Consider the following 20,588-nt stretch of genomic DNA (forward strand, 5'->3'; position numbering starts at 1 on the left):
TAGGGTATTCGCTCCACTGACAGCATAGCCGCGCCGGGCGGCCAAAGACCCTGGCCCGGCACGCATGCAGGCAGCTTCCTACAATCAAGGACATGCGCACACAAATTAGTCCCCAGGCCGGCGCCGTGCCGGCCATTTCGTTTCAGAACGTCAGCAAAACCTATCGCGGTGGGCAGGTGAGGGCGCTGGACGGCGTCTCATTCGACATCGCCCAAGGTGAGTTCTTCGGGCTCTTGGGCCCCAACGGCGCCGGCAAAACCAGCCTGATCAGCATCTTGGCCGGCCTGGCCCAGGCCAGCGGCGGGCGGGTTGAGGTGCTGGGTCACGATGTGGTGAAGGACTATGGCGCGGCCCGGCGCGCGCTGGGCATCGTGCCGCAGGAATTGGTGTTCGACCCCTTTTTCAGCGTGCGCGAGTCGCTGAAGATTCAAAGCGGCTACTTTGGTGTGCATAACAACGAGGCCTGGATCGACGAGTTGCTGAGCGAGCTGGGCCTGGCCGACAAGGCCAATGCCAATATGCGCCAGCTCTCCGGCGGCATGAAGCGCCGGGTGCTGGTGGCGCAGGCCCTGGTGCATCGCCCGCCGGTCATCGTGCTGGACGAGCCCACCGCCGGTGTGGATGTGGAGTTGCGCCAGACGTTGTGGCAATTCATCGCCCGCCTGAACCGCGAGGGCCACACCGTCTTGCTGACCACCCATTACCTGGAAGAGGCCGAGGCCCTGTGCGGCCGCTTGGCGATGTTGAAGCAAGGCCGCATCGTGGCGCTGGACCGCACCAGCGATCTGCTCAAGGGCCGCGCCGCCACCATGCTGCGCTTCAAGACCGACGGCCAATTGCCCGCCGCCTTGGCCCCACAGGCGCGCATCACCGGCCGCATCGTGCAGATCAAGGCGCATGACGCCGCCGAGGTCGAAACCATTCTGGCCACGCTGCGGGCCGCGCAATGCCAGGTGGAAGACTTGGAGATTGGCCGCGCTGATCTGGAAGATGTGTTCCTGGAGATCATGCAGGGCGCATCGCTCACTGCGCCTAAGGAACAACAAGGCCAACAAGAACAACAAGGAGTGCAGGCATGAGCGCCATGATTTTGCAGGGCGCACGCACCCTGTTTTACAAAGAAGTGCTGCGCTTTTGGAAGGTTAGCTTCCAGACCGTGGCCGCGCCGGTTCTGACCTCGGTGCTTTACTTGCTGATCTTCGGCCATGCGCTGGAGAACCATGTCAAGGTCTACGACAACGTCGGCTACACCAGCTTTCTGATCCCCGGCCTGGTGATGATGAGCGTGTTGCAAAACGCGTTTGCCAATAGCTCCTCCTCGCTGATTCAAAGCAAGGTCACCGGCAATCTGGTGTTCCTGCTGGTGACACCGCTCTCGCACTGGGCCTGGTTTGTGGCCTATGTGGGCGCGGCCATCGTGCGTGGGCTGGTGGTGGGCCTGGGCGTTTTGCTGGTGACGGCCTGGTTTGCGCCCCTGGGCCTGGTGGCGCCGGGCTGGATCTTGGTCTTCGCCGCGCTGGGTGCTGGCACCATGGGCGCGCTGGGCTTGATCGCCGGCTTGTGGGCGGAGAAATTCGACCAACTCGCCGCCTTCCAGAACTTCATCATCATGCCCATGACCTTTTTGTCGGGCGTGTTCTATTCGGTGCATTCGCTGCCACCGGCCTGGCTGATGGTGAGCCACCTGAACCCGTTTTTCTACATCATCGATGGCTTCCGCCATGGCTTCTTTGGCATCAGCGACGTCTCGCCCTGGCTCAGCCTGGGTGTGGTGGGGGTCGCCTTCGCCCTGGTCGCCAGCGTGGCGCTGGAATTGCTGCGCCGCGGCTACAAGATCCGCAGCTAATCGCCGGGGGCAGGGGTAAGGGCGAAGCTAGGCTTCGCCCGCTTGGCGCCCGCCCCGTGCAGGTACTCAGTCAAGACTGGGTCAGAATGCGCAGCTCAATTCATATTGGCTCACATCATGACTCTGTCCATGACTTCCACACGCCGACTGTGTGCGCTGGCGCTGGCTGCTAGCGCTTGTTTGTCCGGTTTGTCCGTTTTTCCCGGCCTGGCAATGGCCGCCGAGGCCGCCGCAGAGCCGGCCGCCGCCGCTGCGGTTCTGGCTCCCAACCCCAATTTGCTGGTGCAAGGCATTCCTGCCATCCCTCAGGCCTTGGCCGCTGAGGTGGCGCGTTATACCGACTTCCGCGGCCACAGCTTTGTCGATTGGCACCCCACCAAGCGCGAGATGCTCGTCTCGCATCGCGCGGCCGGTGGCAATACCAGCCAGCTTTTCAGCCTAGCGGCACCCGTGGCCGGCAAGCTCAGTGAGCCGCGCAAGCTGACCGATGCGGCCGACCCGGTCAGCCGCGCCAGCTACGAGCCCAAGCAAGGGCGCTACATCGTGTTCGAGCGTGCCAATGGTGGCGACGAAGTGGCCCAACTCTATCGCCTGAACGAAGGCGCCGCGCCGGTGCAGCTGACGCCGGCCGATGAGCGCCATGCCTTGATCGGTTGGCTGCATGCCGGTGGCGAGTTGATTTACGCCTCCACGCCGCTGGATCGCACCGCCAAAGGCGGCTCGCGCGCCGAGGTGACCACGACGTTTTGGATCGTCAACCCCGAGAGCAGTGAGCCCTTGAAGGCCCGCCGCAAGCTGGCCGAGTTGCCCGGCGGTGGTTGGTTTGGCGGCCAGCTGTCCTGGGACGACAAGCAGCTGGCGCTGACACGCTATATCTCCGCGACCGAGAGCGAAATCTGGCTGATGGATCTGAGCAGCGCCAAGCTGCGCCAGCTGCTGCCCGCCGCAGGTGACGCCAAAGCCAGCTATTTCAGCGCCGGCTTTAGCCATGACAACAAACAGCTGTGGTTCAGCAGCGATCGCTTCGGCGAGTTCCGCGAGCTGCAGCGCATGCAGCTGGCCAGCGGTAAGTCGCAGCGCGTCAGCGCCGCCATTCCCTGGGATGCCAGCGGCGTAAGCTTCAGCCATGACGGCAAGACCGTGGCGGCCCAGTTCAATGTGGAAGGGCGCAATGAGCTTCGCTTGTTCGACGCCGCCAGCGCCAAGCCCTTGCCCACGCCGCGCCTGCCGGCCGGCAATCTGGGCGCCGCGTACTTTGACCATGGCCGTGGCGAGTTGGCTTTCAGCATCAACAATGCGCAAGGCCCAAGCCAGGTCTATAGCCTGAAGCTGGCCAAGTCGGCCAAGGCGGGCAAAGCGCAGGTCGAGGCCTGGACCCAGTCCTACGCCCCGCCCGGCGTGGACACCGCCAAGTTCCCCGAGCAGCAAATCATCCGCTGGAAGAGCTTTGATGGCCTGAGCATTTCGGGCCTGCTGACCCAGCCGCCGGCCGACAAGTTCCCTGGCAAGCGCCCGGTCTTGATCTCTATCCACGGCGGCCCGGAGAGCCAGGCCAGCATCGGCTTCCTGGCGCGCAATAACTACTTTGTGATGGAGCAGGGCATCGCCTTGATCCAGCCCAATGTGCGCGGCTCCAGCGGCTTCGGCAAAACCTTTTTGAGCCTGGACAACGGCTTCAAGCGCGAGGACTCGGTCAAGGACATCGGCGCGCTGCTGGACTGGATCGCCACCCAGCCCCATCTGGATGCCTCCCGCGTGCTGATCATGGGCGGCAGCTACGGCGGCTATATGACGCTGGCCACCGCCACGCATTACGCCGACCGCATTGCCGGCTCCATCGATGTGGTGGGCATCTCGCACTTCGTCACCTTCTTGACCAATACCGAGAGCTACCGCCGCGATCTGCGCCGGGTTGAGTATGGCGACGAGCGTGATCCGGCCATGCGCGCGCATCTGGAGCAGATCTCGCCGCTCACCAATGCCAGCAAGATCCGCAAGCCGCTGTTTGTGGTGCAGGGCAAGAATGATCCGCGCGTGCCTTACACCGAGGCCGAGCAAATTGTGGCCAAGGTGCGCGAGTTGGGCACGCCGGTTTGGTACCTGCGCGCCGACAACGAAGGCCATGGTTTCTCCCGCAAGGAGAACCAGGACTTCCAGTTCTATTCCATGATTTTGTTCATGCGAGAGACCTTGCTGAAACCCTGAGTCTTGACGGGTCTGGCTGAGGCTGGGGCAGGGTCGGGTCTTGAGCCGCCCTACAATTCCCCGCATGGCCGACCCTACACCCGCTCAAGTACAGCAATACATCGCCGCAGGCCTGCCCTGCGAACACCTGCATGTTGAGGGCGATGGCAGGCATTTCTTTGCCACCATCGTGTCCTCGCAATTCGAAGGCCTCAGCCGCGTGCGCCGCCATCAGCTGGTTTACACCGTGCTGGGCGAGCGCATGAAGGAAGAGATTCATGCCCTTTCCATGCAGAAGACCCTGACCCCGGCCGAATGGGCCGCGGCCCAGGGCTGAGGCGATGACGATGATGATTACCCTGGCGCTCTCCAAAGGCCGCATCTTCGAAGAGACCTTGCCCCTGCTGAAGGCAGCGGGCATCACGGTGCTGGAAGATCCGGAAACCTCGCGCAAGCTCATTCTGGCCACCAACAACCCCGCCGTGCGCGTGGTGCTGGTGCGCGCCAGCGATGTGCCCACCTATGTGCAATATGGCGGCGCCGACCTCGGCGTGGTCGGGCGCGACGTGCTGATCGAGCATGGCGTGGACGGCATGTACCAGCCGCTGGACCTCAATATCGCCCGCTGCCGCATGAGCGTGGCGGTGCGTGATGACTTCGACTATGCGGGCGCCGTCAAGCAGGGCTCGCGCCTGCGCGTGGCCACCAAATACACCGAGATCGCTCGCCAGCATTTCGCCGACAAGGGCGTGCACGTCGATCTGATCAAGCTCTACGGTTCGATGGAGTTGGCGCCGCTGACCGGCTTGGCCGATGCCATCGTCGATTTGGTTTCCACCGGCAACACGCTCAAGGCCAATCATTTGGTCGAGGTGGAGCAGATCATGGACATCTCCTCCCGCCTGGTGGTCAATCAGGCCGCGCTCAAGCTCAAGCAAGAGCCGCTGCGCCGCATGATTGACGCCTTCGCTTCCGCCATCGTTAAGTAAATAACCCAGCCGCCCGAGCCCACCCAGTCCATGTTGAATCTGCGCCAACTCAGCACCGCCTCCGCCACTTTTGAAGCCGAGTTCCAGCGGGTGCTGCATTGGTCGGCGGAAACGGATGCGGGCATCGAAACCCGGGTGGCCGAGATCCTGGCCGATGTGCGCGCCCGTGGCGACGCCGCCGTGCTGGACTACACCGCACGCTTTGATCAGCTCAGCGTCAGCAGCATGAGCGAGCTGGAGCTGACGCGGGACGAGCTGAAAGCGGCTTTTGATGCCATCACCCCCGCTCAACGCACGGCTTTGCAAGCCGCTGCGGCGCGGGTGCGCAGCTATCACGAGCTGCAAAAACAGCACTCCGGCTTGAGCTGGAGCTACCGCGATGCTGACGGCAATCTGCTCGGGCAAAAAGTGACCCCGCTGGACCGTGTGGGCATCTATGTGCCCGGCGGCAAGGCGGCTTATCCCAGCAGCGTGCTGATGAACGCCATCCCCGCCCATGTGGCCGGCGTGCCTGAAATCATCATGGTGGTGCCCACGCCCAAGGGCGAGAAGAACCCCCTGGTTTTGGCCGCCGCCTATGTGGCCGGTGTCAGCCGCGCCTTCACCGTGGGTGGCGCGCAAGCGGTAGCGGCCTTGGCCTACGGCACGGCCACCATCCCGCGCGTGGACAAGATCACCGGCCCCGGCAACGCCTATGTGGCCAGCGCCAAAAAGCATGTGTTCGGCCAGGTTGGCATCGACATGATTGCCGGCCCCAGCGAGATTCTGGTGCTGGCCGATGGCAGCACCCCGCCCGACTGGGTGGCGATGGATTTGTTCAGCCAGGCCGAGCACGACGAGCTGGCGCAGAGCATTCTGCTGTGCCCCGACGCCGACTACATCGCCCGCGTGGCCGAGGCGATTGAGCGGCTCTTGCCCACCATGCCGCGCCAGGCGGTGATTCGCGCTTCGCTGGAAGGGCGCGGCGCCTTGATCCACACCCGCTCGATGGACGAGGCCTGCGAGATCAGCAACCGCATCGCGCCCGAGCATCTGGAAGTTTCCAGCAGCGAACCGCATCGCTGGGAGCCGCAGCTGCGGCACGCCGGGGCGATCTTCCTGGGTGCTTTCACCAGCGAGTCCCTGGGTGACTATTGCGCCGGCCCCAACCATGTGCTGCCCACCTCGGGCACAGCGCGCTTCTCCTCGCCGCTGGGCGTGTATGACTTCCAAAAGCGCAGCAGCCTGATCGAGGTCAGCGAAGCCGGGGCGCAGATCCTGGGCCCCATCGCCGCAGAGCTGGCCTATGGCGAAGGGCTGCAGGCGCATGCCCGCGCAGCGGAGTTGCGCTTGAAGGGTTAAGCAGCGCTGCGCCTGAAGCGTGAGTGCGCGGCCTTGCCGCTAAAGCCTGGTACCGACTAGCCGCGCCGGCGGTAGATGCCCAGCAAGCCCAGGCCCATGGCCAAGAGCGCGTAGCTGGCGGGCTCGGGCACGGCGGTGGTCAAAAAGTCGTGTCCGCTCAAGCCTGTGGTGTTGAGCCCGCTGTCCGAAGGGCTGAGCTGATAGTAGGCCGAGTGATAAAAATCGGCCTCGGTGCTGCGCCCGGTCTGGGCGTAAGAACCTACGTCGGCCTCCGCGTAAAGCATGCCGTTGATGCTCAACGTATGCCCGACCTGGGTGTTCAGCACCAAGGAGTAGACGCCCGTGGCCTGGGTTTTGGCATTCCAACTCAAGATGCTGGTCTGCCCGCTTTCGCGATCCCGCAGCCTCATCTCGGCAATGCCACTGGCGCTGAGATAGCCGCCCAGCTCAAAATTGGGTGAGGAAAGCGTGCCATTGATGGTGAAGTCCATGCGATAGCTCACCGGCGTGCCGATGGCCAGCGTGTTGCTGCTGACCACCAAGGTATCGAAGAAGCTGGCTTGCGCCGTGCCGTTCCCGTAACCGTATTGCACCAGATGGCCCTGGGCGTCATAGCCGTAGGGGTAGCTGGCGAAGGCGTAGGCCTTGAGCATGCCGATGCTGGCCAAGACCTTGGCGCTGGCCTTGCCGCCGCTGACCACCTGGGCCTGGGTATCCAGGCTGTTCAAGGTCAGGGCCTGGGGTTTGTCGAGCCAGTCGAAGCTTTGGAAGTCGGTCTTGTCATCGTTGTGCAGAAAATCTGCCGCGTGGCTGCGGGTGTAGGCGCTGAGTTGGTAGGACTGCGCTTGTGCATGGCTCATGCTGGCCAGGAGGATGAGGGCGGCCAGGGCCGGCCTCAGGGTTGAATGCCGGGCTGTCGAGAAATGCTGTGACATGCGATTGACTCCTTTGGGTGGCCCGAGCGCGGTGCAACAAGGGTGCACCAATCTATTCCTATCGCTGTCAGCGCCTAGCCCCTAGCTATTGGGGGTCTTGATGACACGAACTTCGTGTTGCACGAACTTCGTGTTAATCTTGCGGCCAATGAATTTGATCAGCGCTTGCCTGGGCGCAGCTCGCTCGGTCCGGCACACAAAACCCGCTCAATCAGTTGATGCCCGAGCTCGCTACGCTCGGTCCAGCACACAAGATATGAAGAATGTCACCGTCAGCATGGAAGACAGCGTCGCCGAATGGGCACGGCTGGAGGCCGCCCGGCGCAATACCAGCGTGTCGCGCCTGGTAGGTGAAATGCTGGCCGAGAAGATGCGGCATGACGATGCTTATGAGCGCGCCATGCAGGATTGGTTGCATCGCGAGCGTTCCTGGGTGTCTGACGGGCAGGCCTATCCGCAGCGGAGCGCTGCCAAATGAGCGCCTTGCCGCTCGCCAGTGAAGGCTTTGTCTTCGTCGATACCTCGGTGCTGATCTGCAGCGAGGATGGCGCCGATGAGGGCGCCCGCGCGGCCGTGATGGACTGGCTGCGCGTGCTCTGGTTGCGGCGCCTGGGTCGGGTCTCGACCCAGGTGCTGAATGATTTCTATGCCCAGGTCACCACCCGCATCACGCCGCCCATGCCCAATGGCGACGCGCGCGCCGAGGTGCGGCGTTATCAGCGCTGGCAGCCTTGGGCGATTGACCATGCCACGGTGGAGAGCGCCTGGTCGATCGAGAGCCGTTTCGGCCTGCCCTATGTCGACGCGCTGATCGTGGCCGCCGCCAAGGCGCAGGGCTGCAGCCTGCTGCTGAGCCTGGAGTTGCCGGCGGAGTTGCAGCTCGATAGCGTGCAAATCATCAACCCTCTTTTGACCAGCCCCAGCAGCAAGGGCTTTTTGCCATGACCATCAGTCCGCGTTTGAATCAAGCCCTGCAAAGCGTGCGCGAAGACGTGCGCGCCACCCAAGCCTATGCCGTGGCGCCAAGCCATGGTCTGGTCAAGCTGGACGTGATGGAGAACCCCTTTCGCTTGCCGCCGGAGCTGCAGCAGGCGCTGGGTGAGCGCTTGGGTGCTGTCGCGATCAACCGTTATCCGGCCGAGAGCACCGCAACGCTGGCGGCCGCGCTGGCTCGCCACGCCAAGATGCCGGCAGGTTGCGCCATCACCTTGGGCAATGGCTCGGACGAGCTGATCACCATGCTCAGCATGGCGCTGAGCCGCCCCGGCGCCGTGGTGCTGTCGCCTGAGCCCAGCTTTGTGATGTACGAGATTTCGGCCCGCTACCAGGGGCTCAAGTACGTTGGCGTGCCGCTGCGCAGCGAGGATTTCTCCCTGGACGGCCCGGCCATGCTGGCAGCCATTGCCGAGCATCAACCCGCCCTGATCTACCTGGCTTACCCGAACAACCCGACCGGCAACCTCTGGGACGCCGCGGTGATCGAGCAAATCATCGAAGCCGCGCCCGGCCTGGTGGTGATGGACGAGGCCTACCAGCCCTTTGCCAGCAGCGACGCCATGCATTGGCTAAGCCGTTACCCGCAGTTGCTGGTGATGCGCACCATGAGCAAGTTTGGCCTGGCGGGTGTGCGCATCGGCTACCTGATCGGCCAGCAAGCCCTGGTGGCTGAGATCGATAAGGTGCGCCCGCCTTTCAACATCAGCGTGTTGAATGCCGAGGCCGGCCTGTTTGCGTTGGAACATGCCGATGTCTATGCCGCCCAAGCCGCCGAGTTGCGGGCGCAGCGTGAAATGCTGTTTGCGGCGCTGCAGAGCTTGCCCGGCGTGCAGCCCTATCCCAGCCAGGGCAATATGATTTTGACGCGCGTGCCGGACGCGCCGGCACTGTTCGCTGCGCTGAAGGCGCGCGGCGTGCTGGTCAAGAATTCCTCGGCCGCCCACCCCATGTTGAAGAATTGCCTGCGCATCACGGTGGGCACAGCTGTAGAGAACCAGGCCTTGCTGGCCGCGCTGAAAGAGAGCCTTTGATGACCACGACCTCCTCACCCTCAACGTCCCCCCGCATTGCCGAGATCAGCCGTAACACCAAGGAAACGCAGATCACCGTGCGCGTCAATCTTGACGGCACGGGCGAGGCCAAGCTCAGCACCGGCATTGGCTTCTTTGACCATATGCTGGACCAGATCGCCCGCCACGGCATGATCGATCTGGACATTGACGCCAAGGGCGATCTGCATATCGACGGCCACCACACGGTGGAAGACGTGGGCATCACCCTCGGCCTGGCGGTGGCGCAAGCGATTGGCGACAAAAAGGGCTTGACGCGTTACGGCCACAGCTATGTGCCGCTGGACGAAGCGCTGTCGCGGGTGGTGGTGGATTTTTCCGGCCGCCCCGGCCTGGCCATGGACGTGAAGTTCACCGCCGGCAGCATTGGCGCCTTTGACACCCAGCTGGCGTTTGAGTTCTTCCAGGGCTTCGTCAACCACGCCGGCGTCAGCCTGCATGTGGACAATCTGAAAGGGCATAACGCCCATCATCAGTGTGAGACCATCTTCAAGGCCTTTGGCCGCGCGCTGCGCATGGCGATGACGCTTGACCCGCGCTCGGCCGGCGTGATTCCGTCAACCAAGGGAACGCTCTGACATGACTAGAACCGTGGCCGTCGTTGATTACGGCATGGGCAATCTGCGTTCGGTCTCGCAGGCCGTGCTGCATGTGGCGCAAGGCTCGGGCCTGGAGGTGGTGATCACCGCCAACCCCGAGCAGGTCTACGCCGCCGAGCGAGTGGTGCTGCCCGGCCAAGGGGCCATGCGCGACTGCATGCGCGAGCTGGCTGACTCCGGCTTGAAGGAAGCCGTGCTGGACGCCGCCGCCCGCAAGCCGCTGATGGGCGTGTGCGTGGGCATGCAAATGCTGCTCGATCACAGCGAAGAGCAAGACACGCCGGGCCTGGGCCTGATCCCCGGCAAGGTGAAGCGCTTTCAGCTGGAGGGTCAGATCCAGCCGGATGGCAGCCGCTACAAAGTGCCGCAGATGGGTTGGAATCAGGTTCGCCAAGCGCGGCCCCATGCCATCTGGGCGGGTGTGCCCGATCAGTCCTGGTTCTACTTCGTGCACAGCTACTACGCCGCGCCGTTAGATGCGCACCACAGCGCCGGGGAATGCGATTACGGCGCGCGCTTTACCTGCGCGGTCGCCCGGGATAATATTTTCGCCACCCAATTCCACCCCGAGAAAAGTGCTGCCCTGGGTCTTGCCCTGTACCGAAACTTCCTGCACTGGAAGCCCTGAGCCTAGCCAAGAATGCCTCAACTCTTGGCCGCGCCGCAGACACCTTCTCAGCTCCCTCCCACTTCCCTTCATCCCCACCACCTCACTCGGCCATGCTGCTGATACCTGCTATTGACCTGAAAGACGGTCGCTGCGTTCGCCTCAAACAAGGCGATATGAACGACTCCACCACCTTTGGCGAGGACCCCGCCGCAATGGCCAGGCGCTGGCTGGATGCGGGCGCCCGGCGCTTGCATCTGGTCGACCTGAATGGCGCGTTTGCGGGCAAGCCCGTGAATGAGGCTGCCATCAAGGCCATCTTGCGCGAGGTGGGGGACGAGATCCCCGTGCAGCTGGGTGGCGGCATCCGCGACCTCGACACCATCGAACGCTATCTGGACAGCGGCATCAGCTACGTCATCATCGGCACCGCCGCTGTCAAGAGCCCGGGCTTCTTGAAGGACGCTTGCTCGGCCTTTGGCGGCCACATCATCGTGGGCCTGGATGCCAAGGACGGCAAGGTCGCCACCGATGGTTGGAGCAAGCTGACCGGTCACGAAGTGATCGACCTGGCCCGCAAGTTCGAGGACTACGGTGTGGAAGGTGTGATCTACACCGACATCGGCCGCGACGGCATGCTCAGCGGCGTCAATATCGAAGCCACGGTCAAGTTGGCGCAGGCGCTGACGATCCCCGTCATCGCCTCCGGCGGCCTGTCCAATCTGGCCGACATCAAGGCCTTGTGCGAGGTGGAACGCGAGGGCGTTGAAGGCGTCATCTGCGGCCGCGCCATCTACACCGGTGACCTCGATCTGGCCGCCGGCCAGAAGCTGGCCGACGAGTGGGTCGACGGCGAGGAATGAGTGTTTCGGGCGGCTCTCTCGCCGCCCGCCTCTTAGTCTCAGATTCTCAGTTTTAGTCCAATGAACGGCGGGCCCAGGTCCGCTTGATACGTTCATCATCCGCCTGAAGTGATGGGGCGATTTCACCCCGCCCCGAGAAAAGAACAGCCCATGCTCGCCAAACGCATCATTCCCTGCCTCGACGTGACCGGTGGTCGCGTCGTCAAGGGCGTCAACTTCACCGAGCTGCGCGATGCCGGCGACCCGGTGGAAATCGCCGCCCGCTACAACGAGCAGGGCGCCGACGAGCTGACCTTTCTGGACATCACCGCCACCTCGGATGGGCGCGATCTGATCCTGCACATCATCGAGGCCGTGGCGAGCCAGGTCTTCATCCCACTGACGGTGGGCGGCGGCGTGCGCGAGGTGGCCGATGTGCGCCGGCTCTTAAACGCGGGTGCCGACAAGGTCTCCTTCAACTCGGCCGCGATTGCGAATCCGCAGGTGATTCGGGATGCGTCCGAAAAATACGGTGCGCAGTGCATCGTCGTGGCTATCGACGCCAAGCGCCGCCAGGGCGATGACTTGGCCGCACGCGGACCGGGCTGGGACATCTACAGCCACGGCGGCCGCAAGAACGTTGGCCTCGACGCGGTGGCCTGGGCGCGCCAGATGGCCGAGTACGGCGCCGGTGAAATTCTGCTCACCAGCATGGACCGTGATGGCACCCGCAGCGGCTTCGATCTGGAACTGACCCGCGCGGTCAGTGATGCGGTGTCGGTGCCGGTGATTGCCTCCGGCGGCGTGGGCTCGCTGGAAGATCTGGCCGATGGCGTGCAGATCGGCGGCGCTGATGCGGTGTTGGCTGCCAGCATCTTTCACTACGGCCATCACACCGTGGGCGAAGCCAAGGCCTTGATGGCGGCGCGTGGCATTCCGGTGCGACTCTGAGTCTCCGCCCAGCTTCATCATGAATCGTCCCCGTTCCAGCGTCGCTGCCAAGGCAAAAGCCGCCCACACTCAAAAAGCGGCCGGCGGCCCGCGCATGGCCGCGCGCGAGGTGCGCATCATCGGCGGGCAATGGAAGCGTTCCAAGCTGCCGGTGGCCGACAAGCCAGGTCTGCGCCCCACGCCCGACCGCGTGCGCGAGACCTTGTTCAACTGGCTGGGCCAAGACCTTGACGGCTGGCACGTGCTGGACGCTTTCGCCGGCAGCGGTGCCCTGGGTTTTGAGGCCGCTTCGCGCGGCGCGACCGAGGTTGTGCTCTTGGAGCGTGACGCCGAATTGGCCCGCAGCCTGAACAGCAGCCGCGAGCGTTTGAAAGCCACCAATATGCGGGTGGAATGCACCGATTCGCTGGCTTGGCTGGCGCGCCATGCCGCACCGCGCTTCGAGCTGGTGTTGCTGGATCCGCCCTTTGGCCTCGATCTCTATTTGCCCGCCTTGGCCGCCGCCGTGCCGCTGCTGACGCCGGGTGGCTTCATTTATCTGGAAGCCGGCGAACCGATCGAAGCCCCGGCTGAGCTGGGCCTGGAGCAACTGCGCTCGGGCAAAGCGGGTGCGGTTCACTTCCAGCTCTTGCAGCGTTCGGGCGCGCCGATCTAAACCACTTGGTGCAAGGCGCCCGCTTGGCCAAGGGGTGATGCGCGAGCCAGCGCGCAGGCCTGGCCCGGCCCAGGGGATAATCGCCCACCTCGAATGGAGCCTTTGCCTTGACCTCTGTCACCGTACTCACCGCCGTTTACCCCGGCACCTTCGACCCCATGACCCTGGGCCATGAGGATCTGATGCGTCGCGCCAGCCGCTTGTTTGAGCGCCTGATCGTGGCGGTGGCGGCCGGCCATCACAAGCGCACCATGTTCAGCATTGAAGAGCGGCTTGAAATCGCCACCGAGTTGGCGGCCAAATACCCCAATGTGGAAGTGATTCCCTTCCGCGGCCTGCTGCGCAACTTCGTGGTGGAGCATGGCGGCAAGGTGGTGGTGCGCGGCCTGCGTGCCGTCAGCGACTTCGAATACGAATTCCAGATGGCCGGCATGAACCGCCAGCTGATGCCCGATGTGGAAACGGTGTTCTTGACGCCTTCGGATCAGTTCCAGTTCATCTCCGGCACCTTTGTGCGCGAGATCGCCAGCCTGGGCGGCGATGTGTCCAAGTTTGTTTCCCCTTCGGTGCGCGAGCGTTTGCTTGAGCGCATCAAGGGTGAGTGAGGTGGCGTCATGGCTTTGATGATCACGGATGAATGCATCAACTGCGATGTATGCGAGCCCGAATGCCCCAACGAAGCGATTTCGATGGGCGAGGAGTTCTACCAAATCGAGCCCAGCAAGTGCACCGAATGCGTGGGTCATTTCGATGAGCCGCAATGCGTGCAGCTGTGTCCGGTGGCTTGCATCCCGGTCAATCCGGCCTTTGTGGAAGGCCAGGAAACCTTGATGGCCAAGTATCTGCGGCTGACGGCGGCGAAGGCCTGAAGCGGCCTCTGCGCCGCCGCCAAGCATCAAACCCCTGACACTTGCCCTGGCTGAAACTGCCGGCATTCGCCATAGCCCGGCGGGCGCGGCCAGCTGGCGGCTTGGGGCAGGGCATCGCCATGCTCACTGAGCCATTGCCGGGCCAATATCCAGCCGCCATGGCTGACGATCAGCGCGCCGGCCGGCAGGGGCCAGGCTTGCACGCGTTGGAGCATGTGCGCCAGTGACTCGCCGCCGCCGGGCGCGTGGTCGCTGAAGTTGTTCACCCATGCGTCCACCTCGGCCTGGCTGATCTGTGCCCATGCGCGCCCGTCCCAGGCGCCGAAATCCAGCTCCAGCAAGGCGTCGTCGCGGCGGTGCTGCCAACCCCAGCGGCGCAGCCAAGCGCCCACGCTGGCGCAGCGTTGCAGCGGTGAGGTGATGACCCGGTGCGGCAGGCGCTCCCGCCGCGCCAAGGCCTGGATGCGCCTGGCCAAGCGTTTGGCGCGGCGCCAGTGCACCGGCAAGTCGCTGCGCGCTCCCACACACAGGCCGGCCGCGCCCTCGGGCTTGGGGTGGCGCCAGACGCGTGCCGGGGCTTGCGGCCCACTCATGTGAACACGCCCACCAGGGCCAGCAGGCTCAACAGAATCACCAGCTCCACGATCTGCTGAGTGGCTCCCAAGTTGTCACCGGTGTAGCCGCCCAGGCGGCGCTCCAGCCAGCTCTGCATGGCCAAGGTGGCCGCGCCACCGGCCACCCAGGCGGCGCACAGGCCGGGCACCCAGGCGGAGTCGTACGCGGCCATCAAGCCGCTCAGCAACAACAGCCAGGCCAGGCCGAAGTAAAGCGTGCCGCTGCTGGCCTGCGTGGCCAGAGGCTTGGCCTTGGCATGGTCGGCGTCACCGGCGTAGGCCGAGGCGCTCATCAGCCAGACGGGCGCCAGGCGTGAGGCGCTGTGGGCCCACACCAGGGCGGCCAGGCCCAGATGGGGGTCGGCTTCCAGCAAGGCCAGCAGCGCGGCCGCTTTGAGGCCGAGCATCAAGATCAGACCCAGCGCGCCATAGCTGCCGATGCGCGAGTCCTTCATGATCAGCAGCGCCTTCTCGCGGCTGACCGCACCGCCCAGGCCGTCGCAGGTATCGGCCCAGCCGTCTTCGTGGAAGCCGCCGGTCAGCCAAACGCTGGCGGCCATGCTCAGGCCCACCGCGATGCTGGCCGGCCAAATCCAACTGGCCGCCCACAGCACGGCCGCCGCAAACAAGCCCACCAGCGTGCCCACCACCGGGAAGTAGCGTGCGCATTGCTGCAGCCAAGCCGGCTCGAAGCCGACCCAGGCCGGCACCGGGCAGCGGGTGAAGAACTGCAGGGCGATGAAGAAGAGGCGGACTTGGTGCAGGAGATGGCGCATGGTGGCGAGCGTATCCGAGGCCGTGCGTGATTAGGCCGCTTCCTTCTCGCTCACGCCGGCGGAAGCAAAGCTGGCCATCTCGCTCATGATCCGGCAGCTCGACTCCAGCAGCGGCCAAGCCAGGGCGGCGCCCGAACCTTCGCCCAGGCGCAGGCCCAGGTTCAGCAAGGGCGTGGCGCCGCAGGCTTGCAGCATCAGGCTGTGGCCGCGTTCTTCGGAATGGTGTGCAAACACGCAGCGCTCCAGCACGGCCGGCTGCAGGCGCGCGGCCACCAGCACGGCGGCGCTGGTGATGAAGCCGTCCACCACGATCACGCGGCGTTCCAGCGCGGCTTGCAAAATGGCGCCCACCATCATCGCGATCTCGAAGCCACCGAAGGCGGCCAGGGCCTGCAAAGGCTCTTTGGCGTACGCATGTTTTTGCAGCACGGTGTCCAGTACGCTGATTTTGCGCGTCAGGCCGGCGTCGTCCAGGCCGGTGCCACGGCCGGCGCATTCGGCAATCGGGGCGCCGCTCAGGCGGGCCAGCAGCAGTGCCGCGCTGGAGGTATTGCCGATGCCCATTTCGCCCAGCAGCAGCGCATTCCCCGGGCGCTGGCGCAGCAGGTTCTTGCCCGCTGCGATGGCGGTGGCGCATTGGTCAATGCTCATCGCGCTGTGCAGAGAGGCATCCTGCGTGCCCTTGGCGATCTTGGCGATGATCAGGCCCGGCCGTGGCGCGAAGTCATGGGCCACGCCGGCGTCCACCACCGTCATCTCCAGCCCATGCTGGCGCGCCAGCACGCTGACGGCGGCGCCGCCGGCCAGAAAGTTCTCCACCATCTGCCAGGTCACTTCGCTGGGGAAGGCCGACACGCCCTGCGCCGTCAGACCATGGTCGCCGGCAAACACCATCAGCTGCGGATCGCGCAGCTGCGGGCTCAGGCTGCCCTGGATCAAACCCAGGCGCAGCATCAAGCCTTCCAGCAGGCCCAGCGAGCCCAGCGGCTTGGTCTTGCCGTCGATACGCTCTTGCAGGGCCGTGCTCAGGGCGGCGTCGGCCAGGGAGGGGATGGTGGGGATCAGGTCTTGCATCATGCTTGGAGCTCGGACTCGGTGAGGCTTTGCAGGGCGGCCAACACCTGGCCGGCCCCGCGTGTGATGGCCGTGGGGCCGGGCGACAAAATGTCGGCGGATTTGATTTCAATCAGGCGGGCGCCCAGCTCGGCAAAGCCGGGCCGCGCCAGCACCTTGTCGGGCGCGAAGCGCTTGCCGCACCAGGAGCCGAGGATCAGCTCGGGGCGCTGGGCCAGCACCTCGCTGGGCGAGACGATGCGTTGTTTGGCAAAGCCGGCCTGGGCGCGTTCGGCGAACACATCCTCGCCGCCGGCCAGCTGAATGATTTCGCTGACCCAGCCGATGCCGCAAATCATCGGCTCGTCCCATTCCTCGAAATAGACACGTGGGCGGCGTGGCAGGCGGGCCGCAGCGGCTGCGATCTCATCCTGGCGGGCCTGCAATTCGGCGCAGAGGGTCAGGGCTTGCGCTTGCCGATTCACCAGCTCGCCCAGGCGCAGCACCATGGCGTGGATGCCGGCCAGGCTGCGCTGGTCGAACCACAACGTGGCCAGGCCGGCGCGCTCGCATTCCTCCAGCAAGGGCCGCTGCAGGTCTGAAAAGCCAATCACCAGGTCGGGCTGCACGGCCGTGATCTTCTCCAGCTTCATGCTGGAAAAGCCGCTGATCTTGGGCTTTTCCTGGCGCGCTTCAGGCGGGTAGACGGTGTAGCCGGAGATGCCGGCGATATGCGCTTGCGCGCCCAGGCGGTAAAGCGTGTCCACCGCCTCGGTGGAGAGGCAGGCGATGCGCTGCGGGATGGCTTGGCCTTGGTTTTTCCCTTCAGTCATGGCGCTTCCAGTAAACCCGCCAGCACGCCGGGGGCAAAGTGTTGATCGACGTAGTCGGCCAGGCCTTCGAACACCGAGTCCAAGCTGGGCGTGGCGGCGCCGAACAGGGCGCGCATTACCGCAGGGTCCTCGAACAGGCCGTGGGCATAGCAGCCCAGCACCGAGCCCGCTTGCCAGCCAATCACCTCGCCGCTGTCACTCAAGACGGCGGGCTGGGCCGGGGCCAGGCTGGGGTGTTGTGCAGTCCGGCCATGGTGAATTTCATAACCTTGGGCCTGCACGGCGCTCAATTGACCCCACGGCTCGGCAAGTGCGTTGAAGCGCAGATGAGCAGGGCGCAGCAGTTTTTCGCGCTCGAATTGGGTGACCAGGGGCAGCAGGCCCAAGCCCGGCGCATTGCCGTCCAGGCCAAAGGGGTCCAGCAGGCTTTCGCCCAGCATTTGCAGGCCGCCGCAGATGCCCAGCACTTTTTTTCCGGCCGCTGCGTGTTGGGCCACGGCCAGGTCCAGGCCTTGCGCGCGCAGCCAGGCCAGATCGGCCGCCACGGCCTTGGAACCGGGCAGGATGATGAGGTCAGCGTCCACCAGTCCTGCAGGTTCGCGCACCCAGCTCAGGCGCACCTGGGGCAGGCCGCGCAGGGGCTGGAATTCGTCTAGGTTGGACAGGCGCGGGTAGGCGATGATGGCGATCTTCATGATACCCGGGCCACCGCCGCCGGTGCAGCCATCGTCGAATACGCCGTCTTCTTCCGGCAGGCCGTGGCCGCGCCACATCGGCAGCACCGCCACGGTGGGCACGCCCGTCAAGGCTTGCAACTGCTCGGGGCCGGGGGCCAGCAGGCTGGCATCACCTCGGAAGCGGTTCAGCACATAACCGCGAATCAAAGCGCGTTCATGCGCGGGCAGCAATTGGTGGGTGCCGTAGAGATGGGCAAAGGCGCCGCCACGATCGATATCGGTGACCAGCAGGCAGGCGGCTTGCACTTCCAGCGCGGTGCGCATGTTCACATAGTCGCTGGCGTGCAGATTGATTTCGGCCGGCGAGCCCGCGCCCTCAATCACCACCACATCGTTTTCCACCATCAGCTCGTGCAGGGCCGGGCGGGCGCGCAGCCAGAGCTTTTCGCTGCGCTCGCGCCAGGGCATCTCGGTCAGGGCGGTGTCCACCTCGCCCAAGACAATCACTTGCGAGGCGGTGTCTTTTTCGGGCTTGAGCAGGACCGGGTTCATGCGCACTTCGGGCGTGCGGCGTGCGGCCAGGGCTTGGAAGTATTGGGCCGAGCCAATCTCGCCCATGGCGCCCTGCAAGCCCTGCACAACACGGGCGTTATTGCTCATGTTCTGCGCCTTGAAGGGGGCCACCTTGAGGCCTTGGCGCGCATACCAGCGGCATAGCGCGGTGGCCAGCCAGCTTTTGCCCGCACCGCTGGTGGTGCCCAGCACCATGACTGCTTTGGCGCGACTCATTGTGTTTTCAACTCCTCTTGCAGGGCTGCGCGCAGCGCCGCTTGTGACTCGGGGGGCTGGACCGACAGGCGGACCCAGTCGGGCAGGCCAAAGCTTTGCGCGTCGCGCAGCTTGATGCCGCCGTTGTTGTGGTTATTGCGCAGGCGCTGCAGGCAAAGCGCCTGGCTGGGCCTGGCCAGCCAGAAATTGCTGCAGCTGGGGGTTTGTTGCCAATCCAGCTCGGCCAGCATCTGCTGCTGCGCCGCTTGCCAGCCGCGCAGCACGCCCCTGACCTCGCTCAAATGGCGGCGGGTGTCTTCGCTATGCCAGTGCATCAGCAAGGCGCAGCCCTCGCTGGACAAAACCCAGCTGGGCGCCACCGCCTGGGCGTGCGCCAGCAGACGATCAGCTTGAGCTGGCGCCAGCAGATAGGCAGCGCGCACGCCCGTTAGCCCCAAGGCCTTGTTGGGGCAATGCAGGCGCCAGGCTTGTGCCGCCAAATCGGCGGGCAGCTGGCTGTGGCCGTGCAGGCGCAGGGGCTCGTAAGCCTGGTCGATGGCCAGGCTGGCCTTGGTCGCCTGCAGGGCCAGGCTCAGAGCTTGCCAGTCTTCGTTCGAGAGCGTGCTGCCGCTGGGGTTGCAGGGCTCGCAGACCCATACCAGGTCAGCATCGGACAGGCCTTGGCAGAGCTCGGTGATGCTGCGGTAGCTGCGCACGTTCATGTTCAATGCCAGGGTGGCCGCCGCGTAATCACCAAAACCCGGCTGCGGCACCCAGACGCAGCGGCTGCCGGCCAGCAGCGCCGCCAGGCTGAGCCGGCGAATGGCCTCGGCGCCGCCGGAACAGGGCAGTACGCGCGCGGGCCCGACGCCGGTCGCGGCGCCCAGTTGCGCGCGCAAGGCCGTGTAGGCCGGGTCCGGGTAGCGCTCACGCTCGGCGCCCAGCACGGCCGCCAGCAGCTGCGGCGGCGGGCCCAAGGGGCTGGCGTTGCTGGAGAAGTCGTGCGCCACGGCGGGCCCGGCGTCGCTGCCGCCATGCTCGTTCAGCCTCATGGCAACCTCAGCACAAAAGCGCCAAAGGCCAGCAGCGCGGCCGACTTCAGCAGGGCAGACAACGCCAGGCCGTAGGCACTGGCGATGGCGCTGCTGTCGGGCGCGCTACCGGTGGGGTTGAGTTCGTAAGTTCCCGGCTTGGCCAGGCGCAGATTTAGGCGCAAAGCCATGGCGCCCATAGGCCAACCGCCGTTGGGCGAAGGTGTTTTTCGCGCCTCGCGGCGCAGCTTTGTGAGCCAGTGCAGGCGCCAGCTCAGCAAGGCCAGGCCGGTAATGCGGGCCGGCAGCCATGACAGCCAGTCGTCCGCCCAGGCGGCCCATTTGCCGGTCCATTCCCAGCGGCCGTGGTAGCCCCACATGGCATCCGCCGTGTTGGCGAAGCGGTAGAGTGCCGCGCCCGGCAGGCCCGCGACCATGAACCAGAACAGCGGCGCCACGACCGAGTCGTTGAGGTTCTCGGCCAGGGTTTCGATGGCGGCCTCGCGCACTTCCGCCGCGCTCAGCGCCGAGGTGTCGCGGCTGACCAAGCGGGACAGGCGCGCCCGCCCGGCCTCCAGTGAATCCTGCAAGGCCAGCTCCACGGCAGCCACTTCCTCACTCAGCATGCGCCAGGACAGCAGGGGTTTGAGCATCAAGCCCAGCAGCAGGGCGCAACCCAGCATGCGGCCGCTGGCCTGCCAGGGCTCCACGCCGCGGATCAGGCCGGTCTCCAGCATCGCCGTCGCGGCCACAACCAAGAGTGCGCCCAGCCACCAGCGCAAGGCCCCCGCCGTAAAGCCGGCCGCTGGCCCCAGCGATTGCAGCCACTGCGAGCCGCGCTGCAGATAAGCGCCCATGCCCACTACCGGATGCGCCCACACCGGCGGTTCGCCAAACAGGCGGTCCACCAGCAAGGCCGCCAGCATGGCCAGCGGCAGCAGCAGGGCCATGC

24 protein-coding genes are annotated in these 20,588 nt (G+C 65.1%); 16 read left to right on the plus strand and 8 right to left on the minus strand.

The features are described from left to right. Positions 1–125 precede the first annotated feature (125 nt). From AT984_RS01480 to hisD, 6 genes are all read left to right on the plus strand, one after another. A complete protein-coding gene (locus tag AT984_RS01480; protein ID WP_058722007.1) occupies positions 126–1,079 on the plus strand; it encodes an ABC transporter ATP-binding protein in 954 nt (317 codons plus the stop codon). After that, the gene (locus AT984_RS01485) at positions 1,076–1,846 is read left to right on the plus strand and encodes an ABC transporter permease (protein ID WP_058718592.1); all 771 of its coding nucleotides are present in this window, start codon (positions 1,076–1,078) and stop codon (positions 1,844–1,846) included. The genes AT984_RS01480 and AT984_RS01485 overlap by 4 nt, the downstream gene beginning before the upstream one ends. 129 nt (positions 1,847–1,975) lie before the next feature. Continuing rightward, positions 1,976–4,051 carry a S9 family peptidase gene (locus AT984_RS01490; RefSeq protein WP_082679698.1) on the plus strand — a complete coding sequence of 692 codons (2,076 nt, stop codon included), beginning with the start codon at positions 1,976–1,978 and terminating at the stop codon, positions 4,049–4,051. Positions 4,052–4,115: 64 nt separating this feature from the next. Further along, positions 4,116–4,367, plus strand: a complete 252-nt coding sequence (locus AT984_RS01495) for a BolA family protein (protein WP_058718594.1) — start codon at positions 4,116–4,118, stop codon at positions 4,365–4,367. Positions 4,368–4,380: 13 nt separating this feature from the next. After that, positions 4,381–5,019, plus strand: a complete 639-nt coding sequence (gene hisG / locus AT984_RS01500; RefSeq protein ID WP_058722008.1) for an ATP phosphoribosyltransferase — start codon at positions 4,381–4,383, stop codon at positions 5,017–5,019. A 30-nt stretch (positions 5,020–5,049) separates the two neighbouring features. Beyond that, entirely contained in the window at positions 5,050–6,360 is a 1,311-nt protein-coding gene (gene hisD, locus AT984_RS01505) for a histidinol dehydrogenase (protein ID WP_058718595.1), read from the plus strand. A 56-nt stretch (positions 6,361–6,416) separates the two neighbouring features. On the opposite strand, the gene AT984_RS01510 is transcribed toward hisD, so the two are convergent. Then, positions 6,417–7,295: a PEP-CTERM sorting domain-containing protein gene (locus AT984_RS01510; protein WP_058718596.1), complete on the minus strand. Its 879-nt coding sequence runs from the start codon at positions 7,293–7,295 to the stop codon at positions 6,417–6,419. A gap of 256 nt (positions 7,296–7,551) precedes the next feature. On the opposite strand from AT984_RS01510, the gene AT984_RS23370 reads away from it, so the two are divergent. From AT984_RS23370 to AT984_RS01560, 10 genes are all read left to right on the plus strand, one after another. Continuing rightward, the gene (locus AT984_RS23370; RefSeq protein ID WP_058718597.1) at positions 7,552–7,773 is read left to right on the plus strand and encodes a hypothetical protein; all 222 of its coding nucleotides are present in this window, start codon (positions 7,552–7,554) and stop codon (positions 7,771–7,773) included. Continuing rightward, complete coding sequence (locus AT984_RS01520) at positions 7,770–8,240, plus strand: PIN domain-containing protein (RefSeq protein WP_058718598.1); 471 nt, start codon at positions 7,770–7,772, stop codon at positions 8,238–8,240. The genes AT984_RS23370 and AT984_RS01520 overlap by 4 nt, the downstream gene beginning before the upstream one ends. Continuing rightward, complete coding sequence (hisC, locus tag AT984_RS01525) at positions 8,237–9,322, plus strand: histidinol-phosphate transaminase (RefSeq protein ID WP_058718599.1); 1,086 nt, start codon at positions 8,237–8,239, stop codon at positions 9,320–9,322. Before AT984_RS01520 ends, hisC begins: the two co-directional genes overlap by 4 nt. Beyond that, positions 9,322–9,939 (plus strand): imidazoleglycerol-phosphate dehydratase HisB, encoded by a 618-nt coding sequence (gene hisB, locus AT984_RS01530; RefSeq protein WP_058718600.1) that lies wholly within the window; start codon positions 9,322–9,324, stop codon positions 9,937–9,939. The genes hisC and hisB overlap by 1 nt, the downstream gene beginning before the upstream one ends. A 1-nt stretch (position 9,940) precedes the next feature. Further along, entirely contained in the window at positions 9,941–10,588 is a 648-nt protein-coding gene (hisH, locus tag AT984_RS01535; RefSeq protein WP_058718601.1) for an imidazole glycerol phosphate synthase subunit HisH, read from the plus strand. 92 nt (positions 10,589–10,680) lie between these two features. After that, positions 10,681–11,430 carry a 1-(5-phosphoribosyl)-5-[(5-phosphoribosylamino)methylideneamino]imidazole-4-carboxamide isomerase gene (gene hisA, locus AT984_RS01540; RefSeq protein WP_058718602.1) on the plus strand — a complete coding sequence of 250 codons (750 nt, stop codon included), beginning with the start codon at positions 10,681–10,683 and terminating at the stop codon, positions 11,428–11,430. 150 nt (positions 11,431–11,580) lie between these two features. Then, a complete protein-coding gene (hisF, locus tag AT984_RS01545) occupies positions 11,581–12,360 on the plus strand; it encodes an imidazole glycerol phosphate synthase subunit HisF (RefSeq protein ID WP_058718603.1) in 780 nt (259 codons plus the stop codon). A 19-nt stretch (positions 12,361–12,379) separates the two neighbouring features. After that, positions 12,380–13,015 carry a 16S rRNA (guanine(966)-N(2))-methyltransferase RsmD gene (gene rsmD, locus AT984_RS01550; protein ID WP_058718604.1) on the plus strand — a complete coding sequence of 212 codons (636 nt, stop codon included), beginning with the start codon at positions 12,380–12,382 and terminating at the stop codon, positions 13,013–13,015. 107 nt (positions 13,016–13,122) lie between these two features. Then, positions 13,123–13,620, plus strand: a complete 498-nt coding sequence (gene coaD, locus AT984_RS01555) for a pantetheine-phosphate adenylyltransferase (protein ID WP_082679699.1) — start codon at positions 13,123–13,125, stop codon at positions 13,618–13,620. Between the two features lie 9 nt (positions 13,621–13,629). Continuing rightward, positions 13,630–13,884, plus strand: coding sequence for a YfhL family 4Fe-4S dicluster ferredoxin (locus tag AT984_RS01560; RefSeq protein ID WP_058718605.1), 255 nt, complete (start codon positions 13,630–13,632; stop codon positions 13,882–13,884). 26 nt (positions 13,885–13,910) lie between these two features. Here AT984_RS01560 and AT984_RS01565 read toward each other — a convergent pair whose 3' ends face one another. The 7 genes from AT984_RS01565 to cbiB are packed head-to-tail and all read right to left on the minus strand — an operon-like array spanning position 13,911 to position 20,586. Further along, entirely contained in the window at positions 13,911–14,477 is a 567-nt protein-coding gene (locus AT984_RS01565; RefSeq protein ID WP_058718606.1) for a histidine phosphatase family protein, read from the minus strand. Then, a complete protein-coding gene (locus AT984_RS01570) occupies positions 14,474–15,274 on the minus strand; it encodes an adenosylcobinamide-GDP ribazoletransferase (protein ID WP_058718607.1) in 801 nt (266 codons plus the stop codon). Before AT984_RS01570 ends, AT984_RS01565 begins: the two co-directional genes overlap by 4 nt. 30 nt (positions 15,275–15,304) lie before the next feature. Continuing rightward, on the minus strand, positions 15,305–16,348 hold the full coding sequence (gene cobT / locus AT984_RS01575; protein WP_058722010.1) for a nicotinate-nucleotide--dimethylbenzimidazole phosphoribosyltransferase: 1,044 nt from the start codon (positions 16,346–16,348) through the stop codon (positions 15,305–15,307). Continuing rightward, entirely contained in the window at positions 16,348–17,160 is an 813-nt protein-coding gene (locus AT984_RS01580; RefSeq protein ID WP_058718608.1) for an ABC transporter substrate-binding protein, read from the minus strand. Before AT984_RS01580 ends, cobT begins: the two co-directional genes overlap by 1 nt. After that, positions 17,157–18,626 (minus strand): cobyric acid synthase, encoded by a 1,470-nt coding sequence (locus AT984_RS01585; RefSeq protein ID WP_058718609.1) that lies wholly within the window; start codon positions 18,624–18,626, stop codon positions 17,157–17,159. The genes AT984_RS01580 and AT984_RS01585 overlap by 4 nt, the downstream gene beginning before the upstream one ends. Next, positions 18,623–19,657, minus strand: coding sequence for a pyridoxal phosphate-dependent aminotransferase (locus tag AT984_RS01590; RefSeq protein ID WP_058718610.1), 1,035 nt, complete (start codon positions 19,655–19,657; stop codon positions 18,623–18,625). Before AT984_RS01590 ends, AT984_RS01585 begins: the two co-directional genes overlap by 4 nt. Next, positions 19,654–20,586, minus strand: coding sequence for an adenosylcobinamide-phosphate synthase CbiB (gene cbiB / locus AT984_RS01595; protein ID WP_082680275.1), 933 nt, complete (start codon positions 20,584–20,586; stop codon positions 19,654–19,656). Before cbiB ends, AT984_RS01590 begins: the two co-directional genes overlap by 4 nt. Positions 20,587–20,588: the final 2 nt, after the last annotated feature.

It is taken from the genome of Paucibacter sp. KCTC 42545 (assembly GCF_001477625.1).
Classification (GTDB): domain Bacteria; phylum Pseudomonadota; class Gammaproteobacteria; order Burkholderiales; family Burkholderiaceae_C; genus Paucibacter_A.